Genomic DNA, 20858 nt, shown 5'->3' on the forward strand with positions numbered 1-20858 from the left:
AGGATGACGATAAGAACTGATCGCCGATATGCGCAAACAGAGTTGCGCATATCGGTACCGTGATGCATGCTGAGGTGCGAACTGAGAGGAGGGCGACGTGAGCGAGCCCAATGCGACGCCGCCACGAGCATCGACGCCCAGCGCATCGACGCCCGCTGATCCGCAACCCCGCGAGGCCGTCGCCCCAACCGGCGCCGATGCGCGGCGCACCAATTCCGCAGGGCTCGGCCGAGACATCCGATTGCTCGAACTGCTCGCGAGCGACGGCTCCGCTCGCGTCGGCGGGTACGGGGTGACCGACCTCGCCCGCCTCACCGGACGCAGCAAAACGGTGATATCTCGCGCGCTCGCCACGCTCGCCGAGTCGGGGCTCGCGGCTCGCGACGCCCGCACGGGTCGATATTCGGTCGGCCCGAGGCTCTTTGCGCTCGCCGCGCGATCATCTGAAGCGCAACTGGTCGCGAGCGGACGCCCGGTGCTCCGCGGTCTCGTGCGCGCCACCCACGAGACCGCGCACCTCTGCGTCCTCGCGCACGGCAACGTACTCACGCTGGCGAGCGAACTCAGCCCCCACGAGCTCCGATCAGCGGGGTGGGAGGGCACGGTCACCGCGGCCTGGCGCACCTCATCGGGCCGCGTGCTCGTCAGTGACTGGGATGAGCCCTCTCTGCACGCCTGGTACCGGGCGCACGGGCAGGATCGCACCGTCATCGATGACCAAGTCTTCGGGCGCGAGTCGAACCCGTTCTTCCTGCTCGACGAGCCCCCGGCGCTCTCGCGCATCTCCGACTATGCAGGTCTGCAAGCCGAGATCGAACGCATTCGGGGGTGCGGGTACGCACTGCTTGACGAGGAGCTCGAAACCGGCATCGTCGGGGTCTCCGCACCGGTGCGCGATCACACCGGACGCATCGTTGCCGCGGTCAACGTCAGCGGGCCGAAAGAGCGGCTCGGCGACAAGCTCGATGCGCTCGGAGCCGTCGTTCGGCAAGCCGGGTCGGCGCTCTCGCAGACGCTCGGTGGCGACGCGGCAGCGCGCACGAATGTCGGTGCTGCGCGGTAGCGTCGAGTGCAGCGGCCCCGTGTTCGGGGTGCGCCTCGCGTCTCTCATCGGATGCGTGATCGACGAGAGGAGCGCGTGTGTTCGTGCAGCAGCACCCTGACGGGTCGGGCTATCGGCTGGTCACCAGCGCCAGCGACCTCACCGCAGCGAGCATCTGCGAGTTCGCGTTCCTGCGTCGGCTCGACGCCAAGCTCGGGCGCGATGTGGTCGTGCCGCCCGACGACGACCCGATGCTGCGTCGTGCCGCCCAGCTGGGCGACGCGCACGAAGCACGCGTGCTGCAGGCGTATCTCGCCGAACTGGGGCCTGGTTCCGTCGGGAGCGCCGGCGGCGTTGTCGAAATTCCGCGCCCGACATCGATGTCGGCGCAGCACCTCTCCGAGGTCGCCTTCGCGACCGTCAACGCGCTGCTCGGCGGTGCCGATGTCGTCTTTCAGGCCACGTTCTTCGACCCTGCGCAACGGCCCGCCCACGACAATGTTCCCGAGATCGGCTTCGTGGGGTTCGCCGACTTCCTCAGACGCCGCCCCGATGGCCGATTCGAGGTGCAAGACACGAAACTCGCTCGGCGCGCAAAGGTGACGGCCCTGATGCAGCTCGCGGCATATGCTGAGCAGCTCGAACGGGTCGGGGTCCCCGTGCATGACAGCGCAGTGCTCATTCTGGGCGACGGCGCCCAGTCGCGTCATCGCCTCGCCGACATCGCCCCGGTGTTCCGCGCGCGCCGCGAGCGATTGCACGCGCTCATTGCGGAGCGCGCGATCGCGCGCGGGCATGACGGCGAGATCTCATCAGCGCCACCGGTGGCCTGGGGGTCGCTCGATGTCGTTGCTTGCGGTCGGTGCGAGGTGTGCGAGCCCGAGATCGAACGCACCCGCGATCCGCTGCTCATCGCAGGCATTCGCGCGGCGCAGCGCGATGCGCTCGTCGCGGCGGGCTTCGATTCGCTCGAGCGCGTCGCAGCGCTCACCGAGTCGGCTCCGAGCTCCGAATCGGTGGTTCCCGGGGTGGCGGCACCCATACTGCATCGACTCGCCGAGCAGGCGCGTCTGCAGTGCGAAGTCACCGCAGACGCGCCGCCTCCGGTTGCCATCGTCGACGCGTCGGCGCTCGCCGCGATCCCCGCCGCGGATGCCGGCGATCTCTTCTTCGATTTCGAGGGCGATCCGCTGTACCGGGCTCCGGGCCCCGATGGCACAGCCCGCTGGGGCATCGACTACCTGTTCGGCATGGTCGACGTCGACGAGCAGTTCACCGCGCTCTGGGCGCACGACCTCGATGCAGAGCGCGAGGCGCTCGAGCAATTTCTGGAGCTGATCGCCGAACGTCGCCGTCGGTTCCCGGGCATGCACATCTACCATTACGCCGCCTACGAGCGCACGCACCTGGCATCGATCGCCGCCCGGCACGGCGTCGGTGAGGCTGAAGTCGACGCACTGTTCCGCGACCATGTGCTGGTCGACCTCTACCCGGTGGTGCGCGCAGCACTGCGCATTGGCACACGCTCCTACTCCATCAAGAAGCTCGAACCGCTCTACATGGGCGATGCGCTCCGCGATGCCGACGGGGTCACGTCGGGCGCCCAATCAGTCACCGAATACGCCGAAGCGAGCGCTCAGTTGAGCTCGGCCGACAGTGATACCCGTGCCGAGGGCCAGCGCCGCATGGACGCCATCGGTGACTACAACGCATACGATTGCGTCTCGACACTGCACCTGCGCAACTGGTTGCTCGAGATTGCCCAGGCTCACGCAGTCACCCCGTATACACCGGTACCGCTCGCCGAGGCAGGCGGGCCACAGCTCGACCTCAGCGCAACCGGAGTGGCGCTTGCCGCGCACGCGGAACGTCTCGCGAGCGACGGGCAGCCCGGCGACCGCACTGCGGCAGCCATCGCCGCAAGCGCGATCGACTATCACGAGCGTGAGCAGAAGTCGTTCTGGTGGGCGCACTTCGCCCGGTTGATCGATCCGGTCGACGACTGGGCCGACACGCGAGATGTGCTCATCGTTGACCCGCAACGGAGTCGGGTCGTCGAAGCCTGGCACACGCCTCCGCGCGCCCGTAGCGATCGCAGGCACGTGCAACTCGCCGGTGCTGCGGCTCCCGGGTCGCGCTTCCGAGACGACGGTGATGCGTTTGCCGTGTACGCCTATCCGGCGCCCTTCCCGCAGTACGGTGCCGCGCCCGGGGCGCGAGGTGCCCGTCAGGTCACGGTGATCGAGGGCCGAGATGACGGTGCGGTGATCCGAGAAACGGTGCCCGCAGGCGTCGAGCCGTTTTCTGACCTGCCCGTGGCGCTCACCCCGGGGCCTCCGCCTCGAGCGGGTGCCCAGAAAGGCGCGATCGAGGAGTGGGGTGCGGGTCTGGCACGTTCGCTCGACGCCGGATTCTTCCCCGCCGACCCCGTGGTCGATCTTCTGCGACGTCAACCGCCGCGTCTGCGTGGCGGCGCCGAACTCGTCTCCGAACGTTCAGCGGAGGCGATCGAGCTCGTCGGTGGTGACGCCGAAGCGGGCCGCATCGGCGCCGTCATCGCCTCCGTGCGCGCGCTCGACCGCTCGGCGCTCGCCGTGCAGGGGCCGCCCGGCACGGGCAAGACGTATCTTGCCGCGCGGGTCATTGCGCACCTCGTCGAGCATCACGGCTGGTCGATCGGGGTCGTCGCCCAATCTCATCGGGTCGTCGAGAATGTGTTGAGCGGTGTCGTGTCGGCAGGGCTGCCGGCCGGGCTCGTCGGCAAGGCGACGCAGCGCGGTGCATCTGCCGCAGACATCGCCGCACTTCCGTTCACCGCGCTGCGCAGCGGGGGGCAAGCCGCGTTTCTCGCCGGGCACCAGCGGGCAGGCCGCGGAGCGGTCATCGGCGGCACCGCTTGGGATTTCAGCAATGCAGATCGCGTGGGTCGGCAGCAGCTCGATCTGCTCGTCGTCGATGAAGCCGGCCAGTTTTCCCTCGCGCCGACGATCGCGGCATCCGTCGCCGCGCGGCGACTCCTCCTGCTCGGCGACCCGCAGCAGCTGCCGCAGGTCTCGCAGGGCTCGCACCCCGAGCCCGTCGACACCTCGGCACTCGGCTGGCTCGTCGGCGACCACGAGACGCTGCCCGAGCAGTTGGGGTACTTCCTGGCCGAGACGCGGCGCATGCGGCCCGAACTCGCTGACGTCGTCTCGGAGCTCGCGTACGAGGGGCGCCTCCGCGCGCATCCCAGTGCATCGCGGCGCGAAGTGATGGGAGTGGGCCCCGCCGGGCTGCACTGGCACCCGGTGCGGCACTTCGGCAACGCGACCTCATCACCGGAAGAAGCCGAAACCGTTGTCGCGACCGTGCGAGCGGCGTTGGCGGGCCGGTTGCGCGAGGCCGGAGCGCCGGAACGGCCGTTGACCGCCGCCGACCTGATCGTGGTCGCCGCCTACAACGCGCAGGTCGAATGCGTCAGCGATGCGCTGCGCGCCCATGGCCTGGGTGAGGTGCGCGTCGGCACCGTCGACAAGTTCCAAGGGCAGGAAGCGGTGATCGCGATTGTCACGCTCGCGGCGTCGAGTGCCGCCGAAGTGCCGCGCGGCCTGGAGTTCCTCCTGATGCGCAATCGACTCAACGTGGCGATCAGTCGCGCGCAATGGTCCGCTCATCTCGTGTCATCGGATCGCCTTGGCGACGGGCTGCCGACGAGCGCCGAAGGCGTGAGCGCTTTGTCGGGGTATCTCCGTCTTGTGGAACGCGCGCACGCCGCTAACGTGGAGGCATGGTGAATCCCGGAGGTCCCTTCAAGACACCGCCGTCACGCGGACTGCCCCCGCTGCCTGGCGGCGGCGCAGATCCCGCGGTCGGTCGGGCATCCGCCGACGCCGACGAACTCGCCGCAGGCGGCCTGCGCCGTGTCGCGGTACCCCCGAGCGTGTCTCGCCGGTCTGCCATTCCCGCGTTCGAAGTCATGCGCATCACCGAGCAGATCGCCCAGCGCCGAGCCGAGGGGCGCGACGTCGTGTCGCTCTGCGCGGGTGAGCCCAGTGCGCGACCGGTACCTGGCACGCTGCGCCCGGCGGGCTACACCGGCCCGCTGGGCACGGCACCGCTACGCGAAGCCGTGGCCGGGCACTACCGGGAGTGGTACGGAGTCGACGTCGACCCGGCATCGGTCGCGATCACGACCGGGTCTTCGGGAGCCTTCCAGCTCGCGTTCCTCGCGGCCTTCGATCCCGGCGACCGGGTGGCGCTCGCGAGCCCGGGGTACCCGGCCTACCGCAACATCCTGACGGCCCTGGGAGTCGAGGTCGTCGAGATTCCCGCGGGCCCGGAGGCGCGGTACCAACCGACCCCCGCACTCCTGGACCAGGCGGTCGCGGAGCGCGGCGACCTGGCCGGGCTGATCTTGGCGTCTCCCGCCAACCCGACCGGCACCATGCTCGATCGCCAGGCGCTGACCGCACTCGTGGCCTGGTGCTCGCTGCGCGGCGTCAGACTCGTCAGCGACGAGATCTATCACGGCATCACGTTCGCCGATCCCGGAAGCGCGGATGCGCGCGGCGTGACCGCGCGTCAACTCGACGCGGAAGCGATCGTCATCAACTCGTTCTCGAAGTACTGGGGCATGACCGGGTGGCGACTCGGCTGGGCGTTGCTGCCCGACTCGCTGATCGCACCGTTCGAAGCCCTCGCATCGAACTTCGCGCTGTCGCCCCCCGCCCCCGCACAAGAGCTCGCCCTCACCGCGTTCACGCCCGAAAGCTACGCAGAGCGCGACGCGATCGTCGCCGGGTTCGGCCGAGCCCGCCAACTGATTCTCGACGCCGAGTCGAGCCTCGACTGGGGTGTTGCTGCGCCTTCAGACGGAGCGTTCTACTACTACTCCGAACTCGGCCCGCAGCTCGATCGATTCACGGACTCGGTGACCTACTCCCGTGAACTGCTGAGCGGTGCTGACGTCGCGGTCGTTCCCGGCGTCGATTTCGACCCGATCGGGGGGTCGCGATCGATCCGGCTCTCCTATGCGGCCGGAGAATCAGCCGTCGCGGAAGCGCTCGAGCGCATCCTCCGCTTCCAACGCGGCTGACGTCGGCCGCCCGGCCAACGTATTCAGACGCTGGTCAGGCCGCCAGTCGGATCGGCGTTCCGGTCGCGATGCCGATCCGGCTCTGCAGCTGATCGGTGACCACCGGCTGCTCCGCGTCGATGCCGAGTGAGGCGAGCGCATCGGCACCCGTCGGCCCGAGGTCGATGACGACGGCGGTCACCGACTCGGCGAGCGGCCCTTCGAGCGTCGCCACGGCGCGAGCCAGTGCTGACCGCACCGCCTTGCCGAGCATCGCCCCATCGGCATCCGCAGCGGTTTCGACCTCTGCCCGAGCGTAGGTCACGCCGTCGCCGGTGATGATCTCGCCGATCACCAGACCGCCATCGCGGCGAACCGAGGCGTCGAGTACGGTGCTGGTCGAACCGGGGGTCACCGTGGTGAAGGGGAGGGGAATGCCCGAAGGGGCGCCGCCGTCATCACCGTGGTGATGATCGGGCGACGCCCCTCCGAATGAGAACTTCAGATCCATGGGATCCAGCGTACGCCTTAGGCGTTGGCTGCGAGGACCTCGTCGACGCTCGAGTAGGCGAGCTCGGGGAACGCGTCGGAGACACCCTTGAACGTCAGCACGCCCTCGTGGGCGTTCAGTCCCTTGGCAAGCGACTCGTCAGCGTTCAATGCGGCGACCCAGCCCTTGTCGGCGAGTGCGACGACGTAGGGGAGGGTGGCGTTGGTGAGTGCAGCGGTCGAGGTCTCGGGGACAGCCCCCGGCATGTTCGCCACGCAGTAGTAGATCGAGTTGTGCACCTGGAAGGTGGGGTCGTCGTGCGTGGTGGGGCGCGAGTTCTCGAAGCAGCCGCCCTGGTCGATTGCGATGTCGACGAGCACCGAGCCCGGCTTCATCTGTGCAACCATCTCGTCGGTGACGAGCTTCGGTGCCTTCTCGCCCGGGATCAGCACGGAGCCGATGACGAGATCCGCGTCCTTGAGCGCCTCGGTAATGTTGTGCGCATTCGAGGTGCGGGTCTGAATGCGACCGTTGAACTCGTCCTCGAGCTGCTTGAGACGGGGGATCGCGATGTCGATGACGGTGACCTCGGCGCCCATGCCGTACGCGATACGCGCGGCCTGCTCGCCGGCAGCGCCGCCGCCGATGACGACGACCTTGCCGCGACGGGTCGCGGTGACGCCGCCGAGCAGCACGCCGCGGCCGCCGTTGGCCTTCATCAGCGAGTACGCGCCGACCTGAGCGGAGAGTCGACCGGCGACCTCAGACATGGGGGCGAGCAGCGGCAGTGCGCGACCGGCCTGCACCGTCTCGTACGCGATGGCGGTGGTGCCCGACTCGAGCACCTTCTCGGTGAGCGTCTTGTCGGCGGCGAGGTGCAGGTAGGTGAAGAGCACCTGGCCCTTGCGCAGCTTGTCGTACTCGGCCGCGATCGGCTCCTTGACCTTGAGGATCATGTCGGCCTGAGCCCACACGTCGTCAGCGCTCTCGATGATCTGCGCGCCGGCTGCGGCGTACTCGGCATCGGTGATCGCCGAGCCGACACCGGCACCGGCCTGCACGAAGACTTCGTGGCCACGACGGGTGAGCTCGACGACGCCGGCCTGCGTGATGGCGACGCGGTTCTCGTTGTTCTTGATTTCGGTGGGAATGCCGACGCGCATGAGATGCTCCAATGGAATCTGCGGTGAGTGATGCGGTGCCAGACCGCGGATGAGCCGGGTACGGCGCGATCCGTTGCGGTCGAACCCTCTCATTGTGCAGTATGTTCGCCCGTTGTACACTTGGCCTGAATTCTCTTCGGCAATTTTTGTTGATGTGATCGAGATATAAGCGAAAGACGGGTTGCAGTGGCCGAAACCTCGAAGAATCTGCGCGGTGTGATCGAGCTTGACGAAGTGGATCGCAAGATCGTCGACGAGCTGCAGGCGAACGGGCGCATGACGAATGCGGAGCTCGCCGAGCGCGTGGGGGTTGCCGCGTCGACCTGCATCGCCCGCGTGCGCAGCCTGGTGTCGCGCAAGATCATCACGGGGTTCACGGCGTCGGTGAATCCGCGCGCGATCGGGCTCGATCTCGAGGTGCTCGTGAGCGTGACCGTTCGCTCGGGGGCTCGTCAGCGCATCACCGAACTCAGCGACGAGTTGCGAGGCCTCCCCGAGGTGATGCAACTCTTCTTCCTCGGCGGTGTCGAGGATTTCATCATTCATCTCGCCGTGCGAGATTCCGATCACGTGCGCGATTTCGTCGTCGAGCACCTCTCCGCGCATCCTGCGGTGTCGTCGACGCGCACGAGCATCGTCTTCAGTCACCATCAGAATCCGATCCGCATGGAGGTATCGTGACCCGGGCGCTGCTTGCCGTCGACGTGCAGAACGACTTCACCGAGGGCGGTGCGCTCGGGGTGATCGGCGGATCGGACGTCGCGATCGGAATCGCTGCACTGCTCGAGACGCCGTCGTATGCACTCGTCGTGGCCTCCCGAGATTGGCATGAGGCCGACGGCTCGAACGGCGGTCACTTCGCGGCGCCGGGCGTCGATCCCGACTTCATCACGACCTGGCCGGTGCACTGCGTGCAGGGGAGTGACGGCGCCGAATTCCACCCCGCGATGCCGCTGGATCGCATCGACGTGCACGTGCGCAAGGGCATGGGCGAGCCGGCGTATTCAGCGTTCGAGGGCCGCACGACCGACGGGCGCGGCCTCGTCGAGGTGTTGCGATCTGCCGGAATCGAGTCGATCGACATCGCAGGCATCGCCACTGACTACTGCGTGCGGGCGTCGGCATTGGACGCGGTCGCGTCGGGCTTTGAGGTGCGGGTGCTCACCGATCTGATCGCGGGTGTGGCGCCCGAGTCATCGACTGCCTCGCTCCGCGAGCTCGCCGAAGCCGGGGTCGAGTTCGTCTAGAAAGCGTTGGGGTTGATGCGTGCTTCGTGCGCGTCGAGTGCGAGTTCTGCGGCGCGCAGGGTGTGCGAGCTGTAGCGGCCGATTGCGCGTTCTTCGAGCAGCGCCTCACGCTGCGCATCGAGGGCGACCCGAGTCAGTCGGCGGAAGCATGCCGCCTGCGTTTCCTGGGATTGGTGCGGAATCGGCCCGGTCACCGGCGCGTTCAGGAACGAGATCGGTGCGAGCGCGCTCTTCGCGTTCAGCCGCACGCGTTTGAGTACGTCTTCCGTGGGCAGTACGTGACCTTCGTCGTTGTCTTCGTCGATTTCGAGTTCGTCTTCCAGTGCCGTGTTCGCCGCATCGAAGAGGTCGCGGCTGAGAGACTGCAGTTCGCCGCTGTTCGAGCCCGTGTTCGCGCCCTCGGGCCAGAGCTTGCGGATGAAGAGCGGCAGCGTGAGCCCGTGGAGCAGCAGGGTCAGCACGGCGACGAGAAACGCGATGAGGATCAACTGCGGGCGGTACGGCACATCGGTCGAGATGGATTGCGCGGCAGCGAGCGTGACCACGCCGCGCATTCCGCTCCACGACAGCAGCACACCGTCTCGCCAGCCCAGCTGCTGTTCCTGCTCATGGGCGAGATCGGCGCGCGAACGCTGCTCCAGAATCTCGAGCTTGCGCAGCTTGCGGGAGTCGGTGTCAGCTCGCCGCGCGCGCGACAGAATGCGCGTGAATCCGTCGCTGCGTTGCTGAATGCGCCCCTCGTCACCGCGCATCGTCCAGATCATGGGCACCATGAAGGCGCCGCGCAGCAGGATGAGGATGACGACGAGCCCGACCGCGATGAGGGCGACGTGCGCAAGCTGCAGTTCGGTGTCGTCGACCTCGTCGAGCAGGGTGTGCAGTTGCAGCCCCATGACCAGGAAGACGCCGTTCTCGAGCGCGAACTGCACGGTGCGCCAATTGAGGCGTTCATTCATGCGGGCTTGCGGGCTGAAGCGCTTGGCCGCGTGGTGACCGGTGTACAAGCCGGTGACGACGACGGCGAGCACGCCCGAGGCGCCGATCTCTTCCGCGGGCATGAATGCGACGAACGGGACGACGAAGGAGATGATGGTGTCGTAAACCGGGTTGTGCAGCTTCGAGCGAACCCAGACCGTGATGACGCCCATCACGATGCCGATCGCGATCGCTGCGATCACGGAGTAGCCGAACGAGCCGGCGGCGTCCCAGAAAACAAAACTGCCCGCGATGGCGGCGAGTGCAGTTTTCAGGAGCACCAGGGAGGTCGCGTCGTTGACCAGGCTTTCGCCTTCAAGTATCGAGACGAGTCGATCGGGCATGCCGAGACGCTTGCCGATCGAAGTAGCGGCGACCGCGTCGGTCGGGCTGATCACCGCGCCGAGTGCGATGCCGACCGCAAGTGGAATCGGTGGGACGAGCAGATGGATCACGAAGCCGACGATCACGGCCGAGATGATGACGAGCAGCACCGACAGGCCGACCACGGGTCTGAAATTGCGGCGGAAGTCGACGAGCGGCACGTTGACGGCGGCCGAGTAGAGCAGCGGCGGGAGCACGCCGAGCAGGATGATCTCGGGGTCGATCTCGACGCGGGGCACGAACGGCAGGTACCCGGCGCCAATGCCGACGACGACGAGGATGAGCGGAGCCGCGACGCCGATGCGCCCGCCCAGGATCGAGGTGCCGACGAGTACGACGACGGCGGCGACTGCGATCAGGCCGAGTTCCATGACCCAATGGTACCGGGGTCGCCTCGGCGAATACGGGTCCGGGGTATGCTTCAGTGCACGATTACGCCACCCGCGGAAACCCCGTGGAACTCGGACCAGCTCTGGTTCGCGACCTCGAGCGCCGCAGTGTCGATGCGTGCTCCGGGGAAGGGAGTCACCTCGATTCCGCCCGCCTTCGTGCGACCGCGCTTCCAGGTGCCGACGACGCGACCCCGGTTGATGACGGTCGCGAGGAACATGCCGTTGCGGCCGGGCACGATGCGCTCGAAGTGCTTCGGATCGAGTTGGGCATCGCGGTTCTGATAGCCGAGCAGGTGCTCGTCGAATGCCGCGAGCAGCTGCCACTCGGCAAGACCGGCGTCTCTGTCGGTGTCGGCATCGGAATCGGGCGTCGCATCAAGCAGTACGGGATCGACCCACATCTTGCCGGCGACGCCGTGCACGGGGTCGCCCGCGTCGTCCAGTGCGCGCGCTTCGACCAGGGCGCCCGATTCGGTGGCGGCCACGATGCCGGTGCGGGCCTCGGTCACCGTCAAGCCCGTCCACCACGCGAAGTCTGTGTCGCGGACCGGGCCGCGCGCTGCGGCATATCGCGTCGCGAGCTCTGCGAATGCCTCGTCACCCGAGAGTTCGCGGGGAGCCGCGATCCAGTCGCTGGAGCGCACGAGCAGCGGTTCTCCCGACGTGCCAACCGGACCGAACGTGGCCCACCCGTTCTGGCAGATCCACCAGATGAGGTGATATCTCCACGAGCTCTGCCAGTCGATGCCCGCAGCAGTCCAGGCCTCAGACAGTGCTTCGCGATCCAGCCCGGGGGAGGCTGCGTTGTGCCGTACGCTGTCGATCGCGGCGAGCGACGTCTCGACCAGCCGCTCGAGGGCGGCGTCGCTCATGCCGAGCATCTTGCGTCGCTTGGGGGCGCCCGCGAGTACGCGGTGATTCGTCGCACGCTGCATCCAACCGATGTCTTCGGCAGCGACGAGGTGCACCGTGCCGCGCATCGGCCACGAACGCACGATGCGGTGCTCGGCGAAGGCCGCCTCGACGTCGGTGACGGTCGTTTCAGGGGCCCGAACTCCCAGCGCCCAGCGAGCCGAACGCCAGTCTTGCCCTGCACCGCCAGCATGCGGCGGGCGACTTCGGCGATGCGCTCGGCGCCGGTGCGTGCCGTGCCTGTGCCTGCGGTGCCAGCGTGTGCGGCAGCCGCTGTGCCCGGTGCCGGGCTGTGCACCGCAGCGGTCGAGCCCTCGCCATGCAGTGTGAGGCCCTGCGCCCGCATGCGGAGACGCACCTGGTCGTGCGGAGTCAGATCGTGAGGCATGCGCTCAGTGTAGGCCGCACCGCAGACATCGCGCGGGTGAGGGGCGCCGCGCGATCCGGCACCGCTCACAGCTGATCGAGCCAGGCGCCCACACGTGCCACGAGCAGATCGGTGGCCTCGGCGTCGAAGCCCGAGAGTGCGCGATCGCAGAAGAGATGACTGTCACCGGCATAGCTGTAGAGCTGCGCCGCGCCGCCCGATTGCACGACGAGTTGCCGCGCCGATTCGATATCGCCCTCGAGCGCGAAGAACTCGTCGCCATCGTGACCGTGAATCTGCGCCGGCAGACCAGCCGGCCAGGCGCCGATGGCCCACTCCCCGGTGACCGGCAGGCACGCCTCGAGCAGCAGGGCGCCCGCGGCATTCGCGCGCGTCTGCGCGAGGCGCTGCGCATGCGTCACTCCCCACGAGATCCCGGCGTAGACCAGGCGATCGGGTAGGGGAGCGAGCGCGTCGCCGATCGTGTGCTGCAGGTCGCCGGAGTCCAGCGTCTGGGCGAACGCGAACCCGTCTTCGATCGAGTCGAAGGTGCGCCCGGCGTAGAGATCTGGTGTGTGCACCCGGTGCCGAGACCCGGCGATGCGCTCGGCCAGATCGCGCACGCCCGCAGTGCGTCCCTGAATATGGTGGAACAGTACGACATCGACCATCACGCACCTCCGGCGCAGGCAACGCCCGGTGCGGCGTCGCTGCTGATACCGTACGCGTACGGCCCACGGGCGGCAAGCGCCGGGGCAGGTTGAGGGCAGATCGGAGCACGGCATGGGCAAGACGATCGTCATCACCGGAGCGAGCGACGGCATCGGGGCTGCAGCGGCACGCCGGCTGCACCGCGGCGGGCACACCGTGGTGCTCGTCGGGCGCTCGGCCGAGACGACCGCGACGATCGCCGACTCGCTCGGCGCGCACTGGTTCACGGCCGACTTCGGCGACCTTGCGCAGGTGCGCGCGCTCGCCGCAGCGCTCGCCGACGCCTACCCCCGCATCGACGTGCTCGCGAACAATGCCGGCGGCATCATGGGCGAGCGTGCTGAGACCATCGACGGCTTCGAGCGCACGTTCCAGGTGAATCACCTGGCGCCGTTCCTCCTCACGACGGACCTGATGCCGACGCTCATCGCGGGGCGGGCCACCGTGATTCAGACGGCGAGCCTGGCCGCACGCGTTTTCAGCCGCTTCGATATCGAGGATCTGCAGAACGCCCGCAACTACGCCCCGCAGCGGGCCTACGGTAACGCGAAGCTCGCCAACATTCTCTTCACCGTCGAACTGCAGCGCCGCTTCGGCGACGCAGGCATTTCGGCCGCGGCGTTCCACCCGGGCATCGTCGGTACCGGGTTCGCAAACGACACCACTCATGTCATGCGCTGGCTCTATCACGGACCGCTGCAGCGACTCTTCACGGTCAGCCCGGAGCGCGGCGCCGATCAATTGGTCTGGCTCGCCGAGGGCGTGCCCGGACGCACGTTCGCACCGGGTGCGTACTACGAGTCGCGGGCGATCTCGAACCGCGTGAGCCCCGAGGTGCACGACCCCTGGATCGCACGCGAACTATGGGACCGATCGGCGGAGTTGCTGCGCGGCGCCCTCTAGAAACGTGCGCGCGCGTACTGCGGGGGTACGAGGTCAGCGGCACCCGGAGCTCGGAGTTCGTGCGCCCAGGCGATCGGCAGATGCGGATCGGCGAGCAGCGGCCTGCCAAGAGTGATGATGTCGGCCTGACCCGACGCCAAAATGCCCTCGGCCTGCGCGGCGCTCGTGATGAGCCCGACGGCGCTCACGGGGAGCGCGTCGGCCGCGCGCAGATGCGCCGCGAGCGGCACTTGATACGACGGCCCCACCGGAATGCGCGCATCGGGAACGTTGCCGCCGCTCGACGCATCGACGAGATCGGCGCCGTCAGTCTGCAACCAGGCGGCGACCTGAGCGGCCTCTGCGACGTCGAAACCGCCATCGACCCACTCGGAGGCCGAGACCCGCACGACGATCGGCAAGCCGTGGTGTGCCGCGCGGATCGCTTGCACCGTCTCGCGGAGCAGTCGAGCGCGATGCGCGAGCGGACCACCGTAGGCGTCGGTACGCCGGTTCGAGATCGGCGAAAGGAACTCTTGCAGCAGGTAGCCGTGCGCGGCGTGGATCTCGACCAGGTCGAAGCCGGCGCGCACGGCGCGATCGGCCGCTGCTACGAAGGCCTCGACGACCTCGGCTAGCTCGTCGACTTCCAATGCTCGGGGCACCGCGAATTCTCCGAACGCGACCGCAGACGGAGCAACGGTCTGCCAGCCGCCCTCATCGAGGGGCACACTGCCATCGGCGAAGCCCGGCAGTGACGGGTACGTCGATCCCTTGCGTCCGGCGTGGGCCAGTTGGATGCCGATCGCGGCGCCATGGGCGTGGGCGGCGCGCGTGATGCGCTGCAACGGCGCCACCTGCTCCTCGCTCCAGATGCCCGGGCAGCGCGGACTGATGCGGCCCTCCGGAGCGACTGCGGTCGCCTCCATGAACACCACACCCGCCCCGCCTCGGGCGAGCCCTCCCAGGTGCTGCAGGTGCCAGTCGGAGACCACGCCGTCTTCGGTATCGACCGAGTACTGGCACATGGGGGCGACCCAGAGGCGATTGCGCACCTCGAGATCACGAATCGTGAACGAGCGGAACAGATGAGGAACGGCCATACCTCCCGAGCCTACTCCGGCGATGTTTCGCGCGCGCCCCTCGCCCGAGCCGACCCAGCGGCCGGAATGGGGGAGGTCGCTGGTACGTTGCATGCCATGACGAACACCGCAGAGGAGGCCGAACCATGGGCACGCTGATGCGCATCCTGAAATTCACCCGCAGCCTGACGCCGTACTACATCGGCATCATGATCGCCGCGGCGGTGGTCACGGCCGCGGGTCTGGCCGTCCCGTTCATCACCGGCCGCGCGACCGACGTCATTGTCGCGGCACTCGGCGGTGCTGCGAGCGAGGATGGTGCTGCGACTGCGGACGTCGACCCCGGGCGAACCATCGCGACCGTGCTCGCGCTCGCCGCAGCACTGCTCCTGGTCAGCCTGATCGAAGCCATCATCGGCAACATTGGCGGGTACTGGGGCGACGTGATGAGCGCGAAGATGCGCACGATTCTGTCGACCCGGTACTTCGCCCAGCTGCTCGCGCTGCCGCAGCGCTACTGCGACACCGAGTTGACCGGCACGATCGTGGCACGGCTCAATCGCTCGATCTCCGAGATCACCAACTTCATGAAGTCGTTTTCGAACCTCTTTGTGACGCTGCTGCTCACCACGATCTCGGTGCTCGCGATCAGCGCCTGGTTCTACTGGCCCCTCGCCGTGCTGCTCGCCGTCGCGTACCCGGTTTACCTCTGGCTCACCGCACTCACGAGCCGCCGCTGGCAACGCATCGAGGGCGAAAAGAACGAGCATGTCGATGTCGCCTCCGGCCGATTCGCGGAGGTCGTGGGGCAGATGCGCGTGGTGAAGTCGTTCGTCGGTGAAACCCGTGAACTCCGCGCCTTTCGCGACCGGTTTGACGCCACTGAAACGCTCACGGCCGAGCAATCACGTCACTGGCACCGCATGGATGCACTGCGCCAGGGGGTGCTCCACCTGATCTTCTTCGGGCTGTACGCCATCATTTTCGCGCGGACGGTGCTGGGCTACTTCACGATCGGCGAAATGGTCATGCTGGTGCAGCTGATGGCCATGGCGCGTCAGCCGGTGACGAGTCTCAGCTGGGTCGTCGACACCGCGCAGCGAGCCATTGCTGGCTCGCAGTCGTACTTCGCGGTCATGGATCTCGACCCGGTCGTCGTCGACGGCGGTGGCTCGCGGCCCGTCGACGTGCTACCGGCTGACGCGTCATCGAGTGCGTCTGCCGACGGGCGTGCCGGCGGTGTTGCGGTCGCATTCCGCCGCGTGCATTTCGGGTACGACGCCGATGACGACGTGCTGACCGACATCTCGTTCGACGTGGCTCCGGGGGAGCGCGTGGCCTTCGTTGGAGAGTCGGGCGGAGGGAAAACGACACTCACGAGTTTGCTGATGGGGCTGTACGGTGTGCGGTCGGGAACCATCGAGGTGGCCGGCGCGGGCGACAGCATCGACGACCTCCGACGCAGCATCGGGGTCGTGTTTCAGGATCCGGCGCTGTTCTCCGGCACCATCGCTGAGAACATCGCGTACGGGCAGCCCGACGCGACCCGCGAGCAGATCGAAGCGGCGGCGCAGCGCGCTGCCGTCGACGTGTTCGTGCGTCGGTTCCCCCGCGGTTACGACACACTGATTGGAGAGCGCGGCGTGAAGCTCTCGGGCGGCCAGCGTCAGCGCATCGCGGTGGCTCGAGCCATGCTCAAGGACGCGCCGATTCTGGTGCTCGACGAGGCGACGTCAGCACTCGACACGAAGTCGGAGCGTCTCGTTCAGGCGGGCCTCGAAGACTTGATGCGTGGGCGCACCAGCCTGATCATCGCCCACCGGCTCTCGACGATCGCCGAGGTCGATCGCATCGTCACACTGCGCGACGGTCGAGTCGATGAGATCGGTACCCCTGCGGAGCTCGCTCGATCGGGCGGCATCTACGCCGAACTGCTCGATCTGCAGTCGTCATCGACGCGTGACGACCGTAAGCGACTGCGTGATTTCGAGGTCTTCGGCTGATCGAGCGCTGCATTGTCGGTGGTCTGTGCCAGTGTTGTGGGTAGGCATTCCCGACGACTCTGAAGGAGGCACCGTGCACGAGATCCAGTGCCCCCACTGCCATACGGCGTTCACCGTCGACGAAGCCGGGTACGCCGACATTCTGAAGCAGGTACGCGACCGTGATTTCGACGCGCAGCTGCACGAGCGTCTGCAACTCGCCGAGCGTGACCAAGCCCGAGCACTCGAGTTGGCCGAGGCCGCCGCTGCGGGCGAGTTGCAGCGGGCCACATCCGCGAAAGACGCCGAAATTCAGCAGCTCACGGCGCGGCTCGACGCCGGCGCCACTGCGCAGAAGCTCGCGGTCGCCGAAGCCCTCAGCGCCATCGAGCGGGAGCGCGACGCGCTGGTCAATGACCTCGCGCAGGCGAAGCGAGAGCAGCAGGCCGCGGCCGAACTCGCCGAGGCGCAGCGCGCACGTGAACTGCACGAACAGGCGGCTGCACAACTGGCCGAGGTGCAGCAGTTGCGCGCGAAACTCGACTCGACCGAGTTGGCCCGCAAGCTCGAGATCACCGAGGCCGTCAGTGTGATCGAGCGCGAGCGCGATGAATTGCGCAGCGGCCTTGAGCGTGCGGCACTCGAGAAAGAGCTCGCCGAGCGGTCGCTCAAAGAGTTCCACGCGGTGCAGTTGCGCGATCGCGACGGCGAGATTGAGCGGTTGAAAGATTTCAAGGCGCGGTTGTCGACGAAGATGATCGGCGAGACGCTCGAGCAGCACTGCGAGACAACTTTCAACCAGATTCGTGCGACTGCGTTTCCGAACGCGTATTTCGAGAAAGACAACGACGCCCGCTCCGGCAGCAAGGGCGACTACATCTTCAAAGACCTCGATGTTTCGGGCCTTGAGATCGTCTCGATCATGTTCGAGATGAAGAACGAGGCCGACACGACGGCGACGAAGCACAAGAATGAAGACTTCTTGAAAGAGCTCGACAAGGATCGGCGCGAGAAGGGGTGCGAGTACGCCGTGCTCGTCAGCCTGCTCGAACCCGAAAGCGAACTCTATAACAGCGGCATCGTCGACGTCTCGCACCGGTACCCGAAGATGTATGTCATTCGACCGCAGTTCTTCATTCCGCTCATCACCCTGCTGCGCAATGCTGCCCTGAACTCATTGAAGTACAAGGCGGAGCTCGAACAGGTGAAGTCGCAGAACATCGATATCACCCACTTCGAAGCCGAGCTCGACACCTTCAAAAACGCGTTTGGAAAGAACTACGAACTGGCGTCGCGTCAGTTCCAAGAAGCGATCAAACGCATCGACACGTCGATCGCCGAAATGCAGAAGGTGAAAGACAATCTGCTGAAATCGGAGAACAACCTGCGCCTCGCGAACGATAAAGCGCAAGGCGTGACCATCAAGAAGCTCACCCGTGGCAACCCGACGATGCAGACCAAGTTCGCCGAGCTCGAACGCGGCGACGAAACCCCCGGCGCTGAGGCGCGACAGGAGCCCGAACACTCATGAATTTGGGATCGATTCTCGACTCCACCCGCTTCGAATCCTCCGATGACGCCTTCTCAGCGTTCGAGGAGTGGGCGTGGGAGCAACGCGCGCTCCGCCTGTATCCCGCGCAAGAGGAAGCCGTGCTCGGCATCGCCCTGGGCAGCAACGTCATTCTGGCGACGCCGACCGGCACCGGAAAGTCGCTGGTCGCGCTCGGCGCCCACTTCATTGCACTCTCCGAGCAGCGTCGCACGGTCTACACCGCCCCGATCAAAGCGCTCGTCAGCGAGAAGTTCTTCGACCTCGTCGATGTATTCGGTGCCGATCGCGTCGGCATGGTGACCGGCGACAGCTCGATCAACCCGGATGCGCCGATTCTGTGCTGCACCGCCGAGATCCTCGCCAACCTCGCGATTCGCGACCGCACCGCGGGCGGCATCACGCAGGTGGTCATGGATGAATTCCATTACTACGCAGAGCCCGATCGAGGCTGGGCCTGGCAGGTGCCGCTCCTGCTGATGCGCGATGCGCAATTCCTGCTCATGTCGGCCACGCTCGGCGACGTCACCGACCTTGCCGATGATCTGTCGCGACGCACGGGCCGCGACACGGCGCTTGTCACCGGTGTCGAACGGCCGGTACCCCTGTCGTTCGCTTACGAGGTCGCTCCGGCGCACGAGGTCGTCGAGCAACTGCTCGACGATCGTCAGGTGCCCGCCTATCTCGTGCACTTCAATCAATCGCACGCGGTCGAGCAAGCGCAAGCGCTCGCAAGCATTCGCATCGTTGATCGCACGGGTCGCGACGAGATTGCGGCCGCGATCGGCGACTTCCGGTTCTCGACCGGCTTTGGCTCGACGCTTTCACGCCTGGTGCGGTCGGGCATCGGCGTGCATCACGCGGGCATGCTGCCCCGGTATCGCCGTCTGGTCGAGCAACTCGCACAACGCGGGCTGCTGCGCGTGATCTGCGGCACCGACACACTCGGCGTCGGCATCAACGTGCCGATCCGCACGGTCGTCATCACGGCGCTCACCAAGTTCGACGGCGAGAAGATGCGCCGATTGTCGGCACGCGAGTTCCACCAGATCGCCGGGCGTGCTGGTCGAGCGGGCTTCGACACCGAGGGCGACGTGATCGCGCTCGCGCCTGAGCACGAAGTCGAGAACGCCAAAGCAGCGGCGAAAGCGGCCGCGAAGGCGTCTGGCGGCAAGAAGGCGAAGCCGGCAAAGAAGAAGTCCCCGCCTCAGGGCTTCGTCGCTTGGAGCGAAGCCACGCTCGAGAAGCTCGTCGGGTCGCAGCCCGAAGCGCTCGTCAGTCGCATGCGGGTGACGCACTCGATGGTGCTCGGTGTCATCGGTCGCGGAGAAACCCGCGAGGGCGAAGCGCTCGAGACGATGCGCACTCTCGTATTCGACAGTCACGAACCGCGCTCCGCGCAGTTCGCGCACGCCCGCACCGCACTCGCGATCTTCCGCACTCTGCGTCAAGGCGGCATCGTCGAAGTGCACACCGACGGGCGCGGGCAGCAGCTGCTCCGCCTGACGGTCGAGCTCCAAGCCAACTTCGCGCTCAACCAACCGCTCTCACCGTTCGCCCTTGCTGCCATCGAGCTGCTCGACCCCGAATCGACCGAATACCCGCTCGACGTCATTTCCATCATCGAAGCGACGCTCGAAGACCCGCGCGCGATCCTGCGCGCGCAAGAGCACAAGGCGCGCGGCGAAGCCGTCGCCGCAATGAAGGCCGAGGGCATCGAGTACGACGAGCGCATGGAACTGCTCGAAGCCGTCACGCATCCGCAGCCGCTGGAAGAGCTGCTCGACGAAGCGTTCGGCGAGTACACGAAAGAAGTGCCGTGGGCCCGTGACTTCGCGCTGCGACCGAAGTCGGTCGTGCGCGACATGATCGAGCGCGCCTTCGGGTTCCGAGACCTCGTGTCGTTCTACCAGTTGGGGCGTTCCGAAGGCGGAGTGCTGCGATATCTCAGCGACGCGTTCCGAGCCATCGAGCGCACCGTGCCTGAGCGAGCAAAGACTCCCGAACTCGAAGAGCTGCTCGACTGGCTCGGCGAACTCGTGCGGCAGGTCGACTCGAGCCTCATCGACGAGTGGGAACAGCTCTCGAACCCTGACGTCGAGGCGCACCGCAAGGCACGCGAACTGCTCGGGCTTGACGCCGACGACGCCGAAGCTGCGGCCGCGCTCGCGCCGCCGACCCGCTCGGTGCTCACAAATCAGCGCGCGTTCCTGGTCATGCTCCGCAACGCACTGTTTCGCCGGGTGCAGGCGGCCTCGTTCGAACGCTATGCCGAGCTCGCCGACCTCGACGGATCGCGCGGCTTCGGCGAACAGCGCTGGCGCGACGCGCTCGCCGACTACTTCAGCGAGTACGACGATATCCGCGTCGACGCCGACGCCCGCGCAGCCGGGCTGCTCGAGATCGACCGATCGAGCGCGCCCGAAGGGTTCTGGCGATTCCGTCAGGTGCTGCTCGACCCCGCAGGCGACCACGACTGGGCCATCGAAGGCTCGGTCGATCTGGCAGAGTCAGAGGCAGAGGGCGAGCCGATCGTGCGCGTCGAACGCGTCGGGGCCTTCGAGGCCTAGGATGCCGGGTGCCCGGCGCTCGAACGCGCCGGGCGATCCCGCACCTCCCGGGAACCG

15 protein-coding genes are annotated in these 20858 nt (G+C 67.2%); 9 read left to right on the forward strand and 6 right to left on the reverse strand.

Going from position 1 to position 20858, the window contains the following annotated elements:
- The first annotated feature begins 97 nt into the window (after nt 1-97).
- The 3 genes from ACZF5Y_RS06065 to ACZF5Y_RS06075 all read left to right on the forward strand — a co-directional run bounded on the left by ACZF5Y_RS06065 (nt 98) and on the right by ACZF5Y_RS06075 (nt 6116).
- A complete protein-coding gene (locus ACZF5Y_RS06065) occupies nt 98-1063 on the forward strand; it encodes an IclR family transcriptional regulator (protein WP_497534916.1) in 966 nt (321 codons plus the stop codon).
- A gap of 77 nt (nt 1064-1140) precedes the next feature.
- Nucleotides 1141-4815, forward strand: a complete 3675-nt coding sequence (locus ACZF5Y_RS06070) for a TM0106 family RecB-like putative nuclease (protein ID WP_497534917.1) — start codon at nt 1141-1143, stop codon at nt 4813-4815.
- Nucleotides 4809-6116 carry a pyridoxal phosphate-dependent aminotransferase gene (locus tag ACZF5Y_RS06075; RefSeq protein ID WP_497534918.1) on the forward strand — a complete coding sequence of 436 codons (1308 nt, stop codon included), beginning with the start codon at nt 4809-4811 and terminating at the stop codon, nt 6114-6116. The genes ACZF5Y_RS06070 and ACZF5Y_RS06075 overlap by 7 nt, the downstream gene beginning before the upstream one ends.
- 34 nt (nt 6117-6150) lie before the next feature.
- Here the strand turns inward: ACZF5Y_RS06075 and ACZF5Y_RS06080 are convergent, their stop codons facing one another.
- Both ACZF5Y_RS06080 and ald read right to left on the reverse strand, forming a co-directional pair.
- Complete coding sequence (locus ACZF5Y_RS06080; RefSeq protein ID WP_497534919.1) at nt 6151-6606, reverse strand: hypothetical protein; 456 nt, start codon at nt 6604-6606, stop codon at nt 6151-6153.
- Nucleotides 6607-6623: 17 nt separating this feature from the next.
- Nucleotides 6624-7748, reverse strand: a complete 1125-nt coding sequence (ald, locus tag ACZF5Y_RS06085; protein ID WP_497534920.1) for an alanine dehydrogenase — start codon at nt 7746-7748, stop codon at nt 6624-6626.
- 186 nt (nt 7749-7934) lie between these two features.
- Here ald and ACZF5Y_RS06090 point away from each other — a divergent pair, with 186 nt between their 5' ends.
- Together ACZF5Y_RS06090 and ACZF5Y_RS06095 are read left to right on the forward strand one after the other, a co-directional pair.
- On the forward strand, nt 7935-8429 hold the full coding sequence (locus ACZF5Y_RS06090) for an Lrp/AsnC family transcriptional regulator (RefSeq protein ID WP_497534921.1): 495 nt from the start codon (nt 7935-7937) through the stop codon (nt 8427-8429).
- Entirely contained in the window at nt 8426-8995 is a 570-nt protein-coding gene (locus ACZF5Y_RS06095; RefSeq protein ID WP_497534922.1) for a nicotinamidase, read from the forward strand. The genes ACZF5Y_RS06090 and ACZF5Y_RS06095 overlap by 4 nt, the downstream gene beginning before the upstream one ends.
- On the opposite strand, the gene ACZF5Y_RS06100 is transcribed toward ACZF5Y_RS06095, so the two are convergent.
- From ACZF5Y_RS06100 to ACZF5Y_RS06110, 3 genes are all read right to left on the reverse strand, one after another.
- Nucleotides 8992-10725, reverse strand: coding sequence for a cation:proton antiporter (locus ACZF5Y_RS06100; RefSeq protein WP_497534923.1), 1734 nt, complete (start codon nt 10723-10725; stop codon nt 8992-8994). The genes ACZF5Y_RS06095 and ACZF5Y_RS06100 overlap by 4 nt on opposite strands.
- Nucleotides 10726-10775: 50 nt before the next feature.
- Nucleotides 10776-11807, reverse strand: a complete 1032-nt coding sequence (locus tag ACZF5Y_RS06105) for a winged helix DNA-binding domain-containing protein (RefSeq protein WP_497535305.1) — start codon at nt 11805-11807, stop codon at nt 10776-10778.
- A gap of 304 nt (nt 11808-12111) precedes the next feature.
- On the reverse strand, nt 12112-12696 hold the full coding sequence (locus ACZF5Y_RS06110) for a dienelactone hydrolase family protein (protein WP_497534924.1): 585 nt from the start codon (nt 12694-12696) through the stop codon (nt 12112-12114).
- A gap of 112 nt (nt 12697-12808) precedes the next feature.
- Between ACZF5Y_RS06110 and ACZF5Y_RS06115 the strand changes: the two genes are divergently transcribed.
- A complete protein-coding gene (locus ACZF5Y_RS06115; protein ID WP_497534925.1) occupies nt 12809-13639 on the forward strand; it encodes an SDR family NAD(P)-dependent oxidoreductase in 831 nt (276 codons plus the stop codon).
- On the opposite strand, the gene ACZF5Y_RS06120 is transcribed toward ACZF5Y_RS06115, so the two are convergent.
- Nucleotides 13636-14721, reverse strand: a complete 1086-nt coding sequence (locus tag ACZF5Y_RS06120) for an NADH:flavin oxidoreductase/NADH oxidase (protein ID WP_497534926.1) — start codon at nt 14719-14721, stop codon at nt 13636-13638. The genes ACZF5Y_RS06115 and ACZF5Y_RS06120 overlap by 4 nt on opposite strands.
- Before the next feature lie 125 nt (nt 14722-14846).
- Between ACZF5Y_RS06120 and ACZF5Y_RS06125 the strand changes: the two genes are divergently transcribed.
- The 3 genes from ACZF5Y_RS06125 to ACZF5Y_RS06135 all read left to right on the forward strand — a co-directional run bounded on the left by ACZF5Y_RS06125 (nt 14847) and on the right by ACZF5Y_RS06135 (nt 20801).
- Nucleotides 14847-16703, forward strand: a complete 1857-nt coding sequence (locus ACZF5Y_RS06125) for an ABC transporter ATP-binding protein (RefSeq protein ID WP_497534927.1) — start codon at nt 14847-14849, stop codon at nt 16701-16703.
- A gap of 73 nt (nt 16704-16776) precedes the next feature.
- Nucleotides 16777-18213, forward strand: a complete 1437-nt coding sequence (locus ACZF5Y_RS06130) for a DUF2130 domain-containing protein (protein ID WP_497534928.1) — start codon at nt 16777-16779, stop codon at nt 18211-18213.
- Nucleotides 18210-20801 carry a DEAD/DEAH box helicase gene (locus tag ACZF5Y_RS06135; protein ID WP_497534929.1) on the forward strand — a complete coding sequence of 864 codons (2592 nt, stop codon included), beginning with the start codon at nt 18210-18212 and terminating at the stop codon, nt 20799-20801. The genes ACZF5Y_RS06130 and ACZF5Y_RS06135 overlap by 4 nt, the downstream gene beginning before the upstream one ends.
- Nucleotides 20802-20858: the final 57 nt, after the last annotated feature.

The sequence above is a fragment of the Leucobacter sp. WKLB1 genome (genome assembly GCF_059696215.1).